Raw genomic sequence first — 16158 nt, forward strand, 5'->3', positions numbered from 1 at the left:
ACATAAGATAATTTAAATGATTAGTTGGAGAAAGCATTATAAAAAAACGTTGATTGCAATTGGTTTATTGCTATCAACCAGTGCTTCATTTTACGGGCAAGACGGCGATCCTAAAAACGGAGAGAAACTTTTCAAAGCGAATTGTACTGCATGTCACGCGCTGGACAAACAAGTTATTGGCCCACCATTAAAGGGGGTTGTAGAACGTGTAAAGACAGAAGGCGGTGTAGACAGAGATTGGCTTCACAAGTGGATCAAAGACAACAAAGCTTTAAGAGCTTCAGGGGATAAATACGCCAATGAAATTTTCGAAAAGTATAATAAGACTGAGATGTTGCAGTTTCCTAATCTTACAGAGAAGGATATTGATGACATTTTAGCGTTCACTACTAATCCTCCGGCTCCGGAAGAGAAAAAAGCGGAAGCCACTCCTGCGACTGATGCTACGGCAGCAGCTCCTGCAGACAAAACTACTACAAACATTGTTATCATTTCTCTTTTAGCGATTGCAGGTTTATTAGTCTGGATCTTACTTAAACTAAGACAACTTGTAAAACTGGGACAGTCTGAAGAATTGGCAGGCCTTAACGAAACAAGAGTTCGTTCGTTCAGAGAAATGTATGAAAAGTTCCATTATGTAGGTAAAGCAGTAATAGCTATTCTGGCTATTTTAGCAGCTTACGGAGTATGGAACTGGTTAATGTGGATTGGGGTTTACAAAGGATACAAGCCTGAGCAACCTATCTACTTCTCTCACAAAATCCATGCTGGAGAACAGAAAATTGACTGTCAATTATGTCACTCTAGTGCTAAATACGGAAAAGTATCTGAGATTCCTTCTATGAACGTTTGTATGAACTGTCACAGAACAATCTCTGAATACAACGCAGATCACTACATGGAGCCAGGAAAAGACAAGGCATTCTATGATGGAGAAATCCAGAAGATCTACGCTGCAACAGGTTGGGATCCTGCTAAACAACAGTATACAGGAAAAACACAACCGGTTGAGTGGACAAGAATCCACAACATGCCAGACTTCGTTTACTTCAATCACTCTCAGCACGTCATTGCAGGTGAACAAGCCATCATCAATTCTTTCAACAAAAAGAATCCAAACAACAAAATTGATGTTGTATGTAAAGCTTGTCACGGAAAAATTGACACAATGAATGTTGTTCAGATGGCTAACGACTTTACCATGGGATGGTGTATCGAATGTCACAGAACTACTGAGGTTGATATGAACAACGGTTATAATAAAGAGTACTTCAAGAATCTACATGACAAGTTGAAAAAACAATATCCTCAGGATGGAGGTAAGATCACTGTAGCTGCAATTGGAGGTCTTGAGTGTGGTAAATGTCATTATTAATAACTAAAAAATTAGAAGTATAAATGGCTTCAAACAAAATACAATTCAGAAGTATTCATGAACTTAAAGATCCGGCTTTAAATAATAAGCTGGCTCAGAAAGAGTTTCAGGAAGAAATTCCGGTAGAAGATTTCCTTGGAGATGCTGAGAAGAACGGATCAAGTACTTCAAGAAGAGACTTCCTTAAATTACTAGGATTCTCTACAGCAGCAGTAACATTAGCTGCCTGCGAAGCTCCGGTTATCAAAACGATTCCTTATGTGGTAAAACCGCATGATATTATTCCGGGAATCCCTAATTATTACGCTTCAACCTATTTTGACGGTTTCGACTTTGCCAGTGTTTTAGTAAAAACCCGTGAAGGTAGACCCATCAAAATTGAACCAAACCCGGCTGGTGGTGATTTAGGTAAAACTAACGCCAGAGCTCAGGCTAGTGTACTTTCTCTTTATGATAATGATAAAGTAAAGCAGCCTAAACTGGACGGTAAAGATGAAACTTTCGATAAAGTAGACAGTTTCGTTATCAAAGGATTGGAAGAAGCTAAAGCGTCAGGTAAAAAGATTGTGGTTCTATCACATTCTTTTGCTTCACCAACTTTCAAAAAGCTATTTGCTGAATTTAAGGCGAAATATCCTACAGCTGAATTAGTAACTTTCGATGCTTTCCCTTATGCGGCAGGATTAGATGCTGCTCAGGAAGTATTCGGACAAAGAGCTTTACCTGTTTATGACCTTAAAGGTTCTGAATTGGTAGTAGCTTTCCAGGCTGATTTCTTAGGAGATTACAACGCTTCAAGCTTAGAAACTTCTTATGCAGCGGCAAGAAAACCGGGACCAAACATGTTGAGACACATTCAGGTGGAGTCTAATATGTCATTAACCGGTGCTAACGCTGACTCAAGATACAGATTAAAGCCAAGTGCAGTAAACAAAACTTTAGTTGAAGTTTATAATGCAATTGTAGGTGGTGGTACTTCTGATAAGACTGCTACTGAAATTGCTAACGAATTGAAAGCGAAAGGAAGCAAAGCTGTTGTTTTCGCTGACGGTTCTAAAGGAGCACAGGTTTTAGCACACTTAATCAACCAGAAATTAGGATCAGTTGCTTTCACAGGTAAAGCAAACCTATTAAAAGAATTCGACGGTGCAAGATACCAGGAATTCCTTGGATGGATAAACGGAGGTCAGGTTGGTGTATTAGTTACCAACAATGTAGACCCTATCTACGCTCATCCGAAAGGAGAAGATTTCAAAAAATCTTTATCAAAAGTTCCTTACGTAATTGCTGTTGCTGATAAGAAAAATGAAATGTACAAAGCAGCTAAGGCTGTTATTCCGGTGGCAAACTGGTTAGAGTCTTGGGGAGATATCGAACCACAGACCGGTGTATATTCATTGATGCAGCCTACGATCCAGAAGATCTACAAATCAAGACAGATTGAAGAGTCTTTATTGGTTTGGAAGAATGGTAAAAACAATGCTGCAAACAACTACTACGATTATTTAAAGGCAAGCTCAGCTTCTCTTTTAGGTGGTACATCTTTCAACAAAGCATTATATAACGGTATCAATGCTTCTACTAACTCAACAACATTATCTTACGCAGGTGGAAACGCTGCTCAGGCTGTTGCTGAATTAGGAAACTTCAAAGCTTCAGAATTAGAATTAGTATTATACACTAAGACTTCGATGGGAGACGGTACTCAGGCAAACAACCCTTGGTTACAAGAATTACCTGACCCGATCACCAGAATGTCTTGGGATAACTACCTGACAATTTCTCCGAAAGACGCAGAAAAGTTCGGTATCGATAATGACCTTAACGCAAGAATGCAGTTGGATGGTTCTATCGTAAACCTTACCGTAAACGGAGTAACAATAAAAGACGTTCCTGTATTTGTACAGCCAGGTCAGGCAGAAGGATCAGTAGGTCTGGCGCTTGGTTATGGTAAGAAAAACTCAGGAGCAACTGCTGATACAGGGGTAAATGCTTATCCTTTATTCGATGGTTCCAACCTTGTTCTTTCCGGTGTTAAAATCGAGAAAACAGGAGAAGATCACGAGTTTGCAGGTATCCAGCTTCAAAATACATTGATGGGTCGTTACGAAATCGCTAAGGAAGTTCCATTAGCTGAATTCATCAACGTACCATTTGATGATGAGCACAAAGGATGGAATAAGCCTTTGGAATACCACACCATCAGCGGGGCTCTTCCGGCAAGAAAAATTGACCTTTGGGATGCATTTGATGATACAGATGGGCCTCACTTCAACTTATCTATTGACTTGAACTCTTGTACAGGTTGTGGAGCATGTATTATTGCTTGTCAGGCTGAAAACAACGTTCCTGTGGTAGGTAAAGCAGAAGTAAGAATGTCCAGAGATATGTACTGGTTAAGAATCGACCGTTACTATTCTTCAAGACAAAAGGTTGAAGTATATGAAGGATTAAAAGAAGGAATGGCTGTACCAGAATTATACGGTACTGCATTCAACAAAGAAGGAGGTGCATTAAACCACCCTGCTGATAATCCGGATGTAATCTTCCAGCCAGTAATGTGTCAGCACTGTAACCACGCTCCATGTGAAACTGTATGTCCGGTAGCGGCTACTTCACACGGTAAGCAAGGTCAAAACCATATGGCTTACAACAGATGTATCGGTACCAGATATTGTGCAAACAACTGTCCGTACAAAGTAAGACGTTTCAACTGGTTTACTTATAACCTAAACGACAAGTTCGACTTCAACATGAACAATGATTTAGGAAGAATGGTACTTAACCCGGATGTAGTTGTAAGAACTAGAGGGGTAATGGAGAAATGTTCAATGTGTATCCAAATGACTCAGAATACAATTCTTGAGGCTAAGAAGGAAGGAAGAAAAGTGAAGGATGGAGAATTCCAGACTGCTTGTTCTAAAGCTTGTTCTACTGGTGCAATGACATTTGGAGACATGAATGATAAAGAATCTGAAATTAGAAAGGTATATGCCTCTAACAGAAGATATTATTTACTAGAGGAGATCGGAACAAAACCAAACGTGTTCTATCACACTAAAGTAAGAAACAGAGTAGAAAAATAAAGTTTAAATAATAAATAGGTAAAAAATGTCAGGACATTACGAAGCTCCGATAAGGGAACCTCTAATTATTGGTCACAAAACTTATCACGATATCACAGAAGATATTGCACGACCTATCGAAGAAAGAGCAGGTAAATTATGGTGGATTTCATTATATGCTGCACTAGTTCTATTCCTTTATGGATTCGGCTGTATCGCTTACACTATCGGGACAGGTATTGGAGCATGGGGGCTTAACAGAACTATTAACTGGGGTTGGGATATTACCAACTTCGTATGGTGGGTAGGTATCGGTCACGCCGGGACCCTAATCTCAGCAGTATTATTATTATTTAGACAGAGATGGAGAATGTCTGTAAACAGATCAGCAGAGGCGATGACGATCTTTGCGGTTGTACAGGCAGCAATCTTCCCTGTAATTCACATGGGTAGAGTTTGGGTTGGATACTGGGTATTCCCTTTACCAAACCAATTCGGTTCTCTTTGGGGGAACTTCAACTCTCCTCTACTTTGGGACGTATTTGCGATCTCAACGTATTTCTCAGTATCAACTGTATTCTGGTTCATGGGATTGATCCCTGACTTTGCAATGATCAGAGATAGAGCTAAAACTCCTTGGACTAAGAAAATTTATACATTCCTGGCCTTCGGTTGGGGTGGTAAAGCAAAACACTGGCAAAGATTCGAAGAACTTTCTTTGGTTCTTGCAGGTTTAGCAACTCCGCTTGTATTCTCGGTACACACTACCGTATCTTTTGACTTCGCAACTTCAGTAATTAAAGGATGGCACTCAACGATCTATCCTCCTTACTTCGTTGCCGGAGCAATCTTCTCAGGATTTGCAATGGTACAGACACTATTGTTAGTAGCAAGAAAAGTATGTCACCTTGAAGAGTACATTACCATGTATCATATCGAAATTATGAACATCGTAATCGTTTTAACAGGTGGTATGGTAACTGTAGCTTATGCTACTGAATATTTCATCGGATGGTATTCAGGATCTAGATTTGAAGACTTTACTTACCTTTCACCAGGTGCTGCTGTAGGACCTTACTGGTGGGCATTCTGGTCATTGATTATCTGTAACCTTGTAGTTCCAGCTTCATTCTGGTTCAAGAAAGCAAGAACAAATATTATCTGGACATTCATTGTTGCATTGATCATTAACATCGGTATGTGGTTTGAGCGTTTTGATATCATCGTTATCAACCTTTCAAGAGACTACTTACCAGGATCATGGACAATGTTTAAGCCAACGATCATTGATGTGGGTGTATACTTAGGAACAATCGGATTCTTCTCTGTATTATTCTTATTATATGCAAGAACATTCCCTGTAATTGCGCAGGCTGAATTAAAATCGATTTTGAAAATCTCAGGTGAAACTTATAAAGCAAAAGAAGGAGATGAGCACCACTAAAATTGTATACGGACTTTATGCTGACGACGACGATTTAATGAACGGCGTTAAAGCATTCAACGATAAAGGAATCGCGATAAACGAAGTCTATACTCCGTTTCCGGTTCACGGACTAGATAAAGCTTTAGGTTTAAAGAAAACAAGAATTTCTGATGCTGCTTTCATCTATGCTTGTTATGGTGTTACTATCGGTGCTACGTTAACCTGGTATGTAATGAACCACGACTGGCCTCAGAATATTGGTGGTAAACCAGCTTTTGACTGGGGACACAATATGCCGGCATTCGTAGTTCCAATGTTTGAATTAATGGTATTCTGTGCAGCTCACATGATGTCTCTTACTTTCTTAGTTAGAAACAAGATGTATCCGGGAGCACCGGCTCAGAATCCTGACCCAAGAACTACGGATGATAAATTCATGATGGAATTTGTAACTGAAGATGTAGAATCTGTAAAACAGTTGCTTATTGAAACTGGAGTTGAAGAAATAACTGTTAAAGACGCTTAAAATGAAAAATAGTGTATTAAGAATTACAGCAGTTTTAGGTTTAACAACAGTTTTACTTAACTCTTGCGGGCCAAAGGAGAATACTCCGCTGGTATATTTCCCGGACATGTATTTTCCGGTAGCTTATGATCCATTGATGAAAGCTCAGGACGCGTATTCAGATCATGAAAATGAAATTCCTGCTTTCGTAAAAAATAATGGGGCTACAGGTCTTTCTCCGGTAGAAGGATCAGTAGCTCAGAATAAAGATGGTGTTTTTGAAGAAAGCTTATTACCTAAAAACGTTGACGAGTACAATGCAGGGTATGATGCTTCTAAAAAACTTACGACTTCTCCTCTGAACCCGGCTAATGCTGCCAAGGATCTTGAAAGAGGAAAAGTATTGTTTGATCACACTTGTGCTGCATGTCACGGAACAGGAGGAGATGGACAAGGACCTATTGTACAAACCGGAGCATTCTCAGGAGTACCTAATTACGCTGACAGAGAAATTACTGTAGGATCTGTTCATTATGTATTAACAAACGGTAGAAATGCAATGGGATCTTATGCGGGACAACTGAACGCAGGAGACAGATGGAGAGTGGCTATGTATGTGATGAGTGCTTTCAAAAAAGGAGCAGCAGCACCGGCAGCAGCTACAGCGGCACCAGCAACTGAAACGACTACCGAAACTAAAAAATAAGAAAAGAAATGTATAGTTTTTCACCAAAATTAAAATCAACTTCTATAATACTTCTTGTTGTAGGTTTAGTTCTGTTCGGTATTGGTTTCTTTATGAATAAAGGACTTTCTACTGAGAAAATAGAACAAATGATGGAAGCTGTTCATGCTTCAGGTCATAATGCTCCTACACACTCAAGTGAAATGGTTGGGCCTCAAGACCACGCAGCTCACTTAGAGCATGCTGAGCTTCAGGTTCACAATCAGCCTTTAGCTTCATTACACTTTGTAGCTGTCTTTTTCTTTGGAGTAAGTTGTGCTGTATTGTTTTTTTACTGTATTCAGCACGCTGCCCACGCTGGTTGGCCAATTATTATTACAAGAGTAATGGAGGCTATTGCTTCTTATATTCCTTACGGAGGGGCTATCCTGGTTATCATGATGATTTTAAACATCACTCACAATGGCCATTTGTTCCACTGGATGGATCCGGAATTAACAGACCCTAACTCTGCTCATTTCGACGTAATTTTATTCGAAAAGAAAAGATTCTTAAATATCCCTTTTTATGCAATCAGAACGATCATTTATGTAGTAGGTGCTTCTTTCTTCGCATGGAAATTAAAGGCTCAGTCTAAAAAAGTAGACGAAACCAAGTCTAAAGTAGAGTATCAAATGCTTTACAGATGGGCTGTAGGATATATTGCATTCTTCGGATTTGCATCTGCTGCATGGGCTTGGGACTGGTTGATGTCTATTGACCCTCACTGGTATTCTACAATGTATATCTGGTATTCAATGGTTAGCTGCCTTTCAAGTGGTATTGCTGTTATCATTTTATTAAGTGTTTATCTTAAGAAAAATGGTTTCTTACCACAGTTCAATGACAACCACTTACACGATTTAGGAGTTTTCCTTTTCGCTACAAGTATGCTTTGGACATATACATGGTTCGCTCAGTTCATGCTATATTGGTATGCTAACGTACCGGAAGAAGTTAATTACTTCTTCGGAAGATTCCAGCACTACTCTCCTACTTTCTTACCAATGTTGATCATCAACTTCTTGTTACCATTATTGGTATTAGTAAGTAGCAGCATTAAGAGAAACTACAAAGTAGTAACTACAATGGCAGTTGTTGTGATCCTGGGACACATCCTGGATTACTTCAACATGGTAATGCCGGGAACGGTAGGACCATACTGGAACACTCCTGAAGTATTCTTGTTAATCTTAGGAGCTATCCTGTTCGTTGGTGGATTATTTATGTTTACTGTACTTTCAGCTCTATCTAAACTGAAGTTGATTCCTACAGGAAACCCTTACCTACACGAATCTGAAATTTATGAGTATCCTTTCTAAGGACTTATAACAAGATAAAATTTAAAAGACCGGTCATTGATCGGTCTTTTTTTTTCGCACAAAATCAGGAATTTCCGGACAGGTTATTCACTAAACAGCTGATCTGACTGTATTATCATCCGGTTGATTCTCACCCTCAATAAGTAGAAAATTTGTTCACTTTATTCAATCGTAATGTAAAAGAATAACAAAACAAAAAATAAAAATCTACTATTAATAAAGGTTTTACTAAATTTGCAACAAACCAAATAAAAATGAAAAAGTTTTCTTTTCTACTTGTTTTCAGTCTTTTGCTTTTCACAGCATGTAAGAAAGATCATGTAGATGCTACGAATACTAAAACGCTGCAGTCAAGTATCAACGATATGACTTCCAGCTTATCAACCATTAAACAGATTAAGTTTAATGAAGCTCTTTATATCCTTAAAACATTTGGTGTAGAAGCCGATGGTGATGTAAATGAGCTCAAAGCTCTTGGAAAACTTATCAACGGGAAAAAGGTTCCTGAAATCCTTAGCCTTGCTGACGAAGTTGCACAAAAAAACGGAATAGAATGGGCCAGTACAGACCCGCCATCATTAGGAGAAATGAATATCTTCGGTGATGATAAAGCTAAAGAAAGTGACCCCAATGACGTAAAAGCAGGATCACTAACCATTGTTACAACACCTACCGGAAATGATGGAAGCGGTGCACCTACGGCGATCCAGGTTATTCCAAGACTTGTGGATGCAGCGGGAAATCCCGTATCATTTACAGGAGCAGGCCTTGAAGCTACTTTAGAAGTTTTCAGCAACGGGGTAAGACTGTCTACAGCCAAAAATTTAATGCAGGATAACAACTTCAAAGGGTTCAACCTGAAGTTCTCATCTATTCCTGCTTCAAAAGTAGTAGATAACAAAATTGACATCACAGTTTCCGTAAAAACAACGGCTAAAACGTTCAAAATGTCAAAAATAGGCCTTGATGTAAACGCTGCAGCTCTAAAAGTTCCTGCAGTTCCGAAAACAGATACTACAGCTGTAGCACAACAGCCAAGTGCAGTAGTAGATCCAAACAATCCATCGGCTACGGTACCTTCTACAACTACTGAACAAGGAACAACTGCTACTCCCGCAACTCCGGCTGCGCCAAAACAACCAGCTGCCGATCCGAAAAATACCGTAAGTAAGTTTTTAAACAGCGTAAGCTCTCAGAATTTAAAGGCCGCATACGAAACATCAAATAACCCAAGCTGGGGAAGCTATGAATCTTTCTCAAACCCTAACTCAGGTTTTGGAGCGGTAAAAAATGTAAGTGTGAAGAACATCACAACAAGCGCTGCCAATGCGAATGGAGCCAGTGTAAATGCTACTTATGATGTTACCGATAAAAACGGAAAAACAACTTCACTGAAAGTAACTTTCGGACTTAAAAATGTAAACGGAGACTGGAAAATTTCCAGCTATAAAATAAACCCATAGATGGCTTCAGCAGAACTGATCAAAAAACTGGAAGAAACAATTGAAAATATCCCTGATTTTCCGATTCCCGGAATACAGTTTAAGGATATTTCACCTATTTTTTTAGACCCGAAACTTTATGAAGATGTAATAGCAGATCTTGCAGCTTTCAGCAAAGGTAAAATAGATGCCGTCTGCGGAATAGAAAGTCGCGGATATCTGTTTGGAATCGCTATTGCTGTAGCATTAGAAGTTCCTTTCATCCTGATCAGAAAAGCAGGAAAACTTCCTCCCCCAATCATTTCGGAAAGCTATGATCTGGAATACGGAAGCGCCATCATTGAAACCCGCGAAGGCCAGATTAAAAAAGGACAAAGAATCCTCATCCATGATGATCTTCTTGCCACCGGCGGAACAACAGAAGCTGCGGCAAAATTAGTAGAAAAACAAGGAGCAACAGTATCTCAATTCAGTTTCCTGATTGGATTAAAAGGACTGAAAGGAGATGAAAAACTGAAAAAATTCGGTGCTGAAGTCTACCACGTTTTAGAATATTAGCATATCTATTGAAAATAAATTCCGGCTTCGCTCCGTATAACCATCCACCTGAAACAAATGTTTTCAGAAATGTTATACAGAGCGGAGCCGAAGCGTTTTTAGTATCATGAAACACGAATTGGCAACATTTCAACAATAATACTGATAAAGTATTTTGTAAATCATTCAGAAACAATTAAATTTGCAGTTCAATTTTTAAAAACTTATGGCAAAATTGGGAAAGAACGCTCAAAACGAGCAAGAAGGTAAAGAAACGGTTGAGTTTTTTAAAGACCTTGACAGAGAGGCTTTAAACACTGAGAGATTTCTTGAAAAATATTCAAAGCCTTTAGGTATTGCATTTGGAGTTTTAATCTTAGGAGTTTTAGGATTCTTTGGATATAAGCAATTTGTAGTGGCTCCTAAAAATACCGAAGCTGTAAAAAGTTTCCTTGCTGCTCAGAAAAACCTTGCAGAAGGTAAAGATAAAGAAGCTTTAGGAGGAAAGTCAGCTGCAAATCCTGGTTTTGTTGGCACATATAACGATTATTCAGGAACAAGTGTTGGGCAGCTTTCAGCTTACAATGCAGGTTTATTGAAGTTTAAAGAAGGAAAATTTCAGGAAGCTTATGATCTTCTTGATAAATTCTCTTCCGACAACAAAACGTTGGTAGCAATGAAATACGGAGCTATGGCAGATGCTAAATCAGGTCTTAATAAAAATGATGAAGCTTTAGCATTATTGGATAAAGCAGCCAATGCTTCCGATGATCCTTACACAAAATACTTCTTTACCAGAAAAGCAGGTATTGTTGCTTTAGGATTAAAAAAGAATGCGGAAGCTAAAAAATACTTCTCGGCCATTGACGAGAAATATCAGGACTACGACAACGGAATGTCTGATTCTTATATTGAAATGACTAAATATTATTAAAAAATGGCAACAGTTAATCTTTCCGATTACAAGCCACTTCATATAACCAATGCCGAAGATTTTTCTATCGGCATTGTTTTTTCTGAGTGGAATGATTTTGTAACGTACAATCTTCGTGATGCAGCTCTGGAAATCCTTGAAAAAGAGGGTGTAAAACCTGAAAACATTAAACTTTTCCCGGTGCCTGGAGCATTTGAATTAAACTATGCAAGCATGCAGCTTTGCAAAGAAAGAAAATATGATGCAGTAATTTCTATAGGATGTGTCATCCGCGGAGAAACTCCTCATTTTGATTATGTCTGCTCTGCAATAGCCCAGGGATTAAAAGATTGTAATATTATGACTGATACTCCTACCATCTTCTGTGTACTGACAGATGATACCAAAGAACAATCTATCGCAAGAAGTGGCGGAGATCTTGGAAATAAAGGTGTAGAAGCAGCGGTTACCGCTCTAAGAATGATTGATTTCAAAAAGAAATTATCTGACAAGAAAGGAAATATCGGTTTCGGCCACTCTTAATTTCTGATCTTTTTAACAATATACGGAGGTTGTCTTATTAGTAGGGCAACCTTTATTTTTAGCTATAAAACACATAATATTTGCCGACGATCAGAGTTTAATTTTCACTTAAAAACTTATAAAATCTTACTAATAAACGGGATGTTTTGCTTTTTATATGTCAAAAGTTGTGTACAAAAACTATCTTTGTGAAAACTAATATAGATAGTTATTACATGTTCTTACAAAAAATAAAGCCATTCCTGTATTTAGGAATTTTTTATCTTATTATTTCGTTGATAATAAGAATAGTATTCTTTTTTCATCCGATCACTACTGCAAGTTTTGGATTTTTTGAAATCATAAAAGTTCTATTGGTAGGGTTTGTAAATGATATCTTTGTTTTCATAATGGCCAGTGCTATCCTCGCACTCTATTTCTTATTTTTATCCAATTCAAAATATAAAAAGCCTTACGGTTATATTATTTTTGGCGCCCTGTTGTTATTTTTCCTGTATATCTGGCTCATTCCCAATAATATTTTCAAGCAATATGGGGGTTCTGTGACAGAGGTAGCTCTTGCGTTCGTAGGAATCAAGACCTTTTTATTTGGATTAATGCTGTTCCTGCCTGCACAAAGAATAAAAATCCGTAATGTCTTATACTTTGTAACATTATTGCTCTACGTTCTCGTTATTATTTTTAACGGGGTTAGCGAATACTTCTTTTATAATGAATTTGGAGTACGCTATAACTTCATTGCCGTGGATTACCTGATCTATACCAACGAAGTGATTGGTAATATCATGGAAAGTTATCCTGTAATTCCTCTCTTTTCCGCGATCATGATCGTTACCCTTACCATTACATGGTTTATCTACAAAAAAACAAAAAATGAATTGTTGGAACTTCCGGACTTTAAGCAGAAGATGGTTCTGTTGGGTACTTTCATTGTACTTTGCGCTCTGAGCTCCTTAGCAATTCCTTCATTAATGCAGATCAAATCAGACAATGTATTTGCCGACGAAATTGAAGCGAACGGAATTCCAAAATTCTACTGGGCATTTACCCATAATGAACTTGATTATTTCCAGTTTTATTCAAAGATTGATCAGCAGCAGGCCGAAAAGAATTTTCTAAGCCAATATGCACAGCCATCATTATCCAGAAATATTGTTGCTGCGCAGCCGGAAGTAAAGAAAAATGTAGTGCTTATTTCCATTGAAAGCCTTTCGGCAGATTTTATGGAACACTATGGAAATACCCAAAAAATAACGCCATTCCTGGATAGTCTGGCAGATAAATCATTGATGTTTACCAATCTTTACGCTACAGGAAACAGAACAGTACGCGGATTGGAAGCGCTTACTCTTTGTATTCCTCCTACAGCCGGAGAAAGTATTATTAAAAGAGACGACAACAAAAATAAATTTACCACCGGAAATGTATTCAAGTCAAAAGGCTATGATGTGAAATTCTTATACGGCGGATACAGCTATTTTGATAATATGCAGGATTTCTTCGGAGGAAATGGCTATGGTATTGTAGACCGAAACAATTTTAAACCGGAAGAAATTACCTTTGCCAATGTCTGGGGCGTTGCCGATGAAGATATGGCCAGAAAAGCCATTCAGGTGATGAATGCGGAAGCCCAATCAGGGAAACCATTCTTTAACCACTGGATGACGGTTTCGAATCACAGACCATTTACCTATCCTGATGGAAGAATTGATATTCCCGGAACTTCAAAATCCCGTGAAGGTGGTGTAAAATATACAGACTATTCTCTTAAGCTGTTTTTTGATATGGCTAAAAAACAGGATTGGTATAAAAATACAGTTTTTGTCATTATCGCAGACCACTGTGCTTCCAGTGCCGGTAAAACGGAACTTCCGATGGATAAATACAGAATTCCGGCAATGATTTTCTCTGAAGGGTTTATTCAACCTCAAAAGTTTGATACTTTGATGTCCCAGATTGATGTGATGCCTACCCTATTCGGATTGCTGAATTTCAACTATCAATCGAAATTCCTGGGTCAGGATGTTTTTACCAAAGAATTCCAGCCAAAGGCTTATATTGCCACCTATCAGGATCTTGGATTTGTAAAAGGCGACCGATTAACCATTATTTCACCGGTTAAAAAAGCGAAACAGTACTCCTTAGAGCTTGATAAAAGTGACCTTGCTCCGGAGTTTAAGCTTTATTACAACGAAAAATTGCTGAAACCCGCAGACCAGAAATTGGTAGATGAAACGATCTCCGCGTACCAGTCTACTTCGTATTGGCTGAAAACCAGACAATTAAACAGAAAATAGATTCGTTATTAAAAATCACTCCTTTTTGATATTTTTTATTATATTCGAAAAGTAACAAAAACAATAACCAAAAATTTTATTATTTATGAAAAACTTAAAGAAAATTTCTAGAAGTGAATTAAGAACTGTAAAAGGAGGGTCAGAATTTAATTGCCACTGTGCACCAGCAGGTTCAGGAAAGCCACCTAGAGATTTCATTGCTAATGATGCAACAGATTGTTTTAAAAAGTGTGATGAATATAGAGCATCTTAAAATTTACAATATTGAATTTATACTTTAGAATATGAAGTATTTAACACTAAAGGGGATATTTTGTATCTCCTTATTTTCTTTTTCAACATTAATTGCACAAGAGCTTACAGTAATCAATAAGACTACAGAGACACTTACTGTGAGAAATAATGATGGCGAAATATTGATTGGGGTTAATGAAATAAGAAAGTTTTCTGAGACTAGTAAAATATCATGCAGCGACAAGACAGGGAAAATCAACAGATCAGTACTTTTATTTCTTGAACCAACAGAAAAACTCATTGTAATCCTCGGAAAGGAAAACACCATTCAATATACAGGAGATAATGCTGCTCTTCATGAATATATCAACGAAAAATTAAATATTGACACCTTTGACAAAATTAATGCTTATGAACAGATTGGTAACAGAAAAGCTATCGGAGAATTAAAAAACACTTCAGAATTACTTCTAATGGATGTTTTAAAGAAGGTTAATCTCAAAAATATTATTGCTTCTCCCGAAGATAAAGATTCAGTGAAAAGGTTAAAAAATTATGTAAAATATAACTGGCTCTATACCATATTTTCTACAATTAATCATAAAGACAAAATATTCAAACAAGAAGCTATCAACTATTACTATAAAAAATACATAGAGACAGATATTCCGAAATATAACTGTAATTACTCTCTACAATATCATGTCATAGAGACTTTAGCAAAAAATAAAAGACTGATACAAGCTCAACTTCCAGTCTACCCTATTATTGAGCATACAGATGACGACGAGACCAATCAGTATCTCCCTCCAATCTGCCAGCGGGAATATTTCAGAAGTAAATACAAATACCTGGAGAGTATAAACGGACATAATAAAGAATATTATAAAAAAGTTTTAATTGAAAAATTTAATGAGTAATAAATATAAATTAGCAAAACTAATTGTGTTCTTATTTATTCTATGCAGATCCTGCGGATATTTTTCTTGTCAAAATTATCAGGTCTCATACGAAGTAAAGTTTAAACCGATAAAAGACAAAGACTTGTTCATCAAAGAAAAAATGATCTTAAATATTATCGGAGATCAAAGTTTTTTTTATAGTCTTAATAAGGCGAAAATAGACTCTTTAGTAAATACCAATAATAGTAAAGCGGCCAGATCTATGACAAGCCCGCTGCTAAGGCTCAAAGTTTATAACACATTATCAAAAAGTGAGTGCAGTGTGGGTGGCAGTTTTAATCAGTTTAATTATTGGTATAAAGAACAACCACCAAAATACAGTCATCTTAAAAAGATAGGCCTTTATAAAAATTATTCCGCCCACGAGGCGTCTACGGATTTTGGCAAAAGAAAATGGTATGTTGTATATACTTCAGATATTCCCATCAATGCCGGCCCTTATGTTTTTTCAGGTTTACCCGGATTAGTTATCAAAGCAGAATCTCTGGACGGGGATTATACATTTGAAATGACCGGAATAAAGAAACTAAGTGAAACAGAAGAAATACTGAAACCGAAAGACAACATATCAAAAGAAAAATTGAATAGTATTATCACTAATTTCATGAAAGACCCTGCTTCTCAACGCATTAATTTCAGGAACGATATGGGTGATAGTTTCACATATGAATTCAACGGAGCTAAAGATAAAAACTATAAAGATACCAATGCATCCGTACAAAAAATTATTGATCAGTTTAATAATTATCCTGACCAGGAAATTCCTATCATAACATTTTAATGGTTGTAAGCTTTAATTTTATAAATTTACGT

At 37.4% G+C, this 16158-nt stretch carries 14 protein-coding genes; all 14 read left to right on the top strand.

Annotated features, from left to right (window positions below):
• The first annotated feature begins 16 nt into the window (after positions 1–16).
• The 14 genes from M030_RS0101920 to M030_RS0101985 all read left to right on the top strand — a co-directional run bounded on the left by M030_RS0101920 (position 17) and on the right by M030_RS0101985 (position 16126).
• A complete protein-coding gene (locus tag M030_RS0101920) occupies positions 17–1375 on the top strand; it encodes a c-type cytochrome (protein WP_027371990.1) in 1359 nt (452 codons plus the stop codon).
• A gap of 23 nt (positions 1376–1398) precedes the next feature.
• Entirely contained in the window at positions 1399–4461 is a 3063-nt protein-coding gene (locus tag M030_RS0101925; RefSeq protein WP_027371991.1) for a TAT-variant-translocated molybdopterin oxidoreductase, read from the top strand.
• A gap of 25 nt (positions 4462–4486) precedes the next feature.
• Positions 4487–5884, top strand: a complete 1398-nt coding sequence (gene nrfD, locus M030_RS0101930; protein WP_027371992.1) for an NrfD/PsrC family molybdoenzyme membrane anchor subunit — start codon at positions 4487–4489, stop codon at positions 5882–5884.
• A complete protein-coding gene (locus M030_RS0101935) occupies positions 5871–6392 on the top strand; it encodes a DUF3341 domain-containing protein (protein WP_027371993.1) in 522 nt (173 codons plus the stop codon). Before nrfD ends, M030_RS0101935 begins: the two co-directional genes overlap by 14 nt.
• A 1-nt stretch (position 6393) precedes the next feature.
• Positions 6394–7077 carry a c-type cytochrome gene (locus M030_RS0101940; RefSeq protein ID WP_027371994.1) on the top strand — a complete coding sequence of 228 codons (684 nt, stop codon included), beginning with the start codon at positions 6394–6396 and terminating at the stop codon, positions 7075–7077.
• An 8-nt stretch (positions 7078–7085) separates the two neighbouring features.
• Positions 7086–8417, top strand: coding sequence for a hypothetical protein (locus M030_RS0101945; protein ID WP_027371995.1), 1332 nt, complete (start codon positions 7086–7088; stop codon positions 8415–8417).
• 254 nt (positions 8418–8671) lie between these two features.
• Entirely contained in the window at positions 8672–9880 is a 1209-nt protein-coding gene (locus tag M030_RS0101950; protein WP_027371996.1) for an NTF2-like transpeptidase, read from the top strand.
• Positions 9881–10417, top strand: a complete 537-nt coding sequence (locus tag M030_RS0101955) for an adenine phosphoribosyltransferase (protein WP_027371997.1) — start codon at positions 9881–9883, stop codon at positions 10415–10417.
• 205 nt (positions 10418–10622) lie between these two features.
• Positions 10623–11330 (top strand): hypothetical protein, encoded by a 708-nt coding sequence (locus M030_RS0101960; RefSeq protein WP_027371998.1) that lies wholly within the window; start codon positions 10623–10625, stop codon positions 11328–11330.
• Between the two features lie 3 nt (positions 11331–11333).
• Positions 11334–11852, top strand: a complete 519-nt coding sequence (ribH, locus tag M030_RS0101965) for a 6,7-dimethyl-8-ribityllumazine synthase (protein WP_027371999.1) — start codon at positions 11334–11336, stop codon at positions 11850–11852.
• A gap of 215 nt (positions 11853–12067) precedes the next feature.
• Positions 12068–14149, top strand: coding sequence for an LTA synthase family protein (locus M030_RS0101970; RefSeq protein ID WP_027372000.1), 2082 nt, complete (start codon positions 12068–12070; stop codon positions 14147–14149).
• 85 nt (positions 14150–14234) lie between these two features.
• Complete coding sequence (locus tag M030_RS25380) at positions 14235–14402, top strand: bacteriocin-like protein (RefSeq protein ID WP_155860227.1); 168 nt, start codon at positions 14235–14237, stop codon at positions 14400–14402.
• A gap of 31 nt (positions 14403–14433) precedes the next feature.
• Positions 14434–15303, top strand: coding sequence for a hypothetical protein (locus tag M030_RS0101980; RefSeq protein ID WP_027372002.1), 870 nt, complete (start codon positions 14434–14436; stop codon positions 15301–15303).
• Complete coding sequence (locus M030_RS0101985) at positions 15296–16126, top strand: GLPGLI family protein (protein ID WP_027372003.1); 831 nt, start codon at positions 15296–15298, stop codon at positions 16124–16126. Before M030_RS0101980 ends, M030_RS0101985 begins: the two co-directional genes overlap by 8 nt.
• Positions 16127–16158: the final 32 nt, after the last annotated feature.

The organism is Chryseobacterium sp. UNC8MFCol, from assembly GCF_000482305.1.
GTDB lineage: Bacteria > Bacteroidota > Bacteroidia > Flavobacteriales > Weeksellaceae > Chryseobacterium > Chryseobacterium indologenes.

Coding starts and splice junctions, on each gene's coding strand:
- M030_RS0101925 (WP_027371991.1), top strand. CDS start 1,399: ATGGCTTCAAACAAAATACAATTCAGAAGTATTCATGAACTTAAAGAT.
- M030_RS0101935 (WP_027371993.1), top strand. CDS start 5,871: ATGAGCACCACTAAAATTGTATACGGACTTTATGCTGACGACGACGAT.
- M030_RS0101920 (WP_027371990.1), top strand. CDS start 17: ATGATTAGTTGGAGAAAGCATTATAAAAAAACGTTGATTGCAATTGGT.
- M030_RS0101945 (WP_027371995.1), top strand. CDS start 7,086: ATGTATAGTTTTTCACCAAAATTAAAATCAACTTCTATAATACTTCTT.
- ribH (WP_027371999.1), top strand. CDS start 11,334: ATGGCAACAGTTAATCTTTCCGATTACAAGCCACTTCATATAACCAAT.
- M030_RS0101960 (WP_027371998.1), top strand. CDS start 10,623: ATGGCAAAATTGGGAAAGAACGCTCAAAACGAGCAAGAAGGTAAAGAA.
- nrfD (WP_027371992.1), top strand. CDS start 4,487: ATGTCAGGACATTACGAAGCTCCGATAAGGGAACCTCTAATTATTGGT.
- M030_RS0101980 (WP_027372002.1), top strand. CDS start 14,434: ATGAAGTATTTAACACTAAAGGGGATATTTTGTATCTCCTTATTTTCT.
- M030_RS25380 (WP_155860227.1), top strand. CDS start 14,235: ATGAAAAACTTAAAGAAAATTTCTAGAAGTGAATTAAGAACTGTAAAA.
- M030_RS0101950 (WP_027371996.1), top strand. CDS start 8,672: ATGAAAAAGTTTTCTTTTCTACTTGTTTTCAGTCTTTTGCTTTTCACA.
- M030_RS0101940 (WP_027371994.1), top strand. CDS start 6,394: ATGAAAAATAGTGTATTAAGAATTACAGCAGTTTTAGGTTTAACAACA.
- M030_RS0101985 (WP_027372003.1), top strand. CDS start 15,296: ATGAGTAATAAATATAAATTAGCAAAACTAATTGTGTTCTTATTTATT.
- M030_RS0101955 (WP_027371997.1), top strand. CDS start 9,881: ATGGCTTCAGCAGAACTGATCAAAAAACTGGAAGAAACAATTGAAAAT.
- M030_RS0101970 (WP_027372000.1), top strand. CDS start 12,068: ATGTTCTTACAAAAAATAAAGCCATTCCTGTATTTAGGAATTTTTTAT.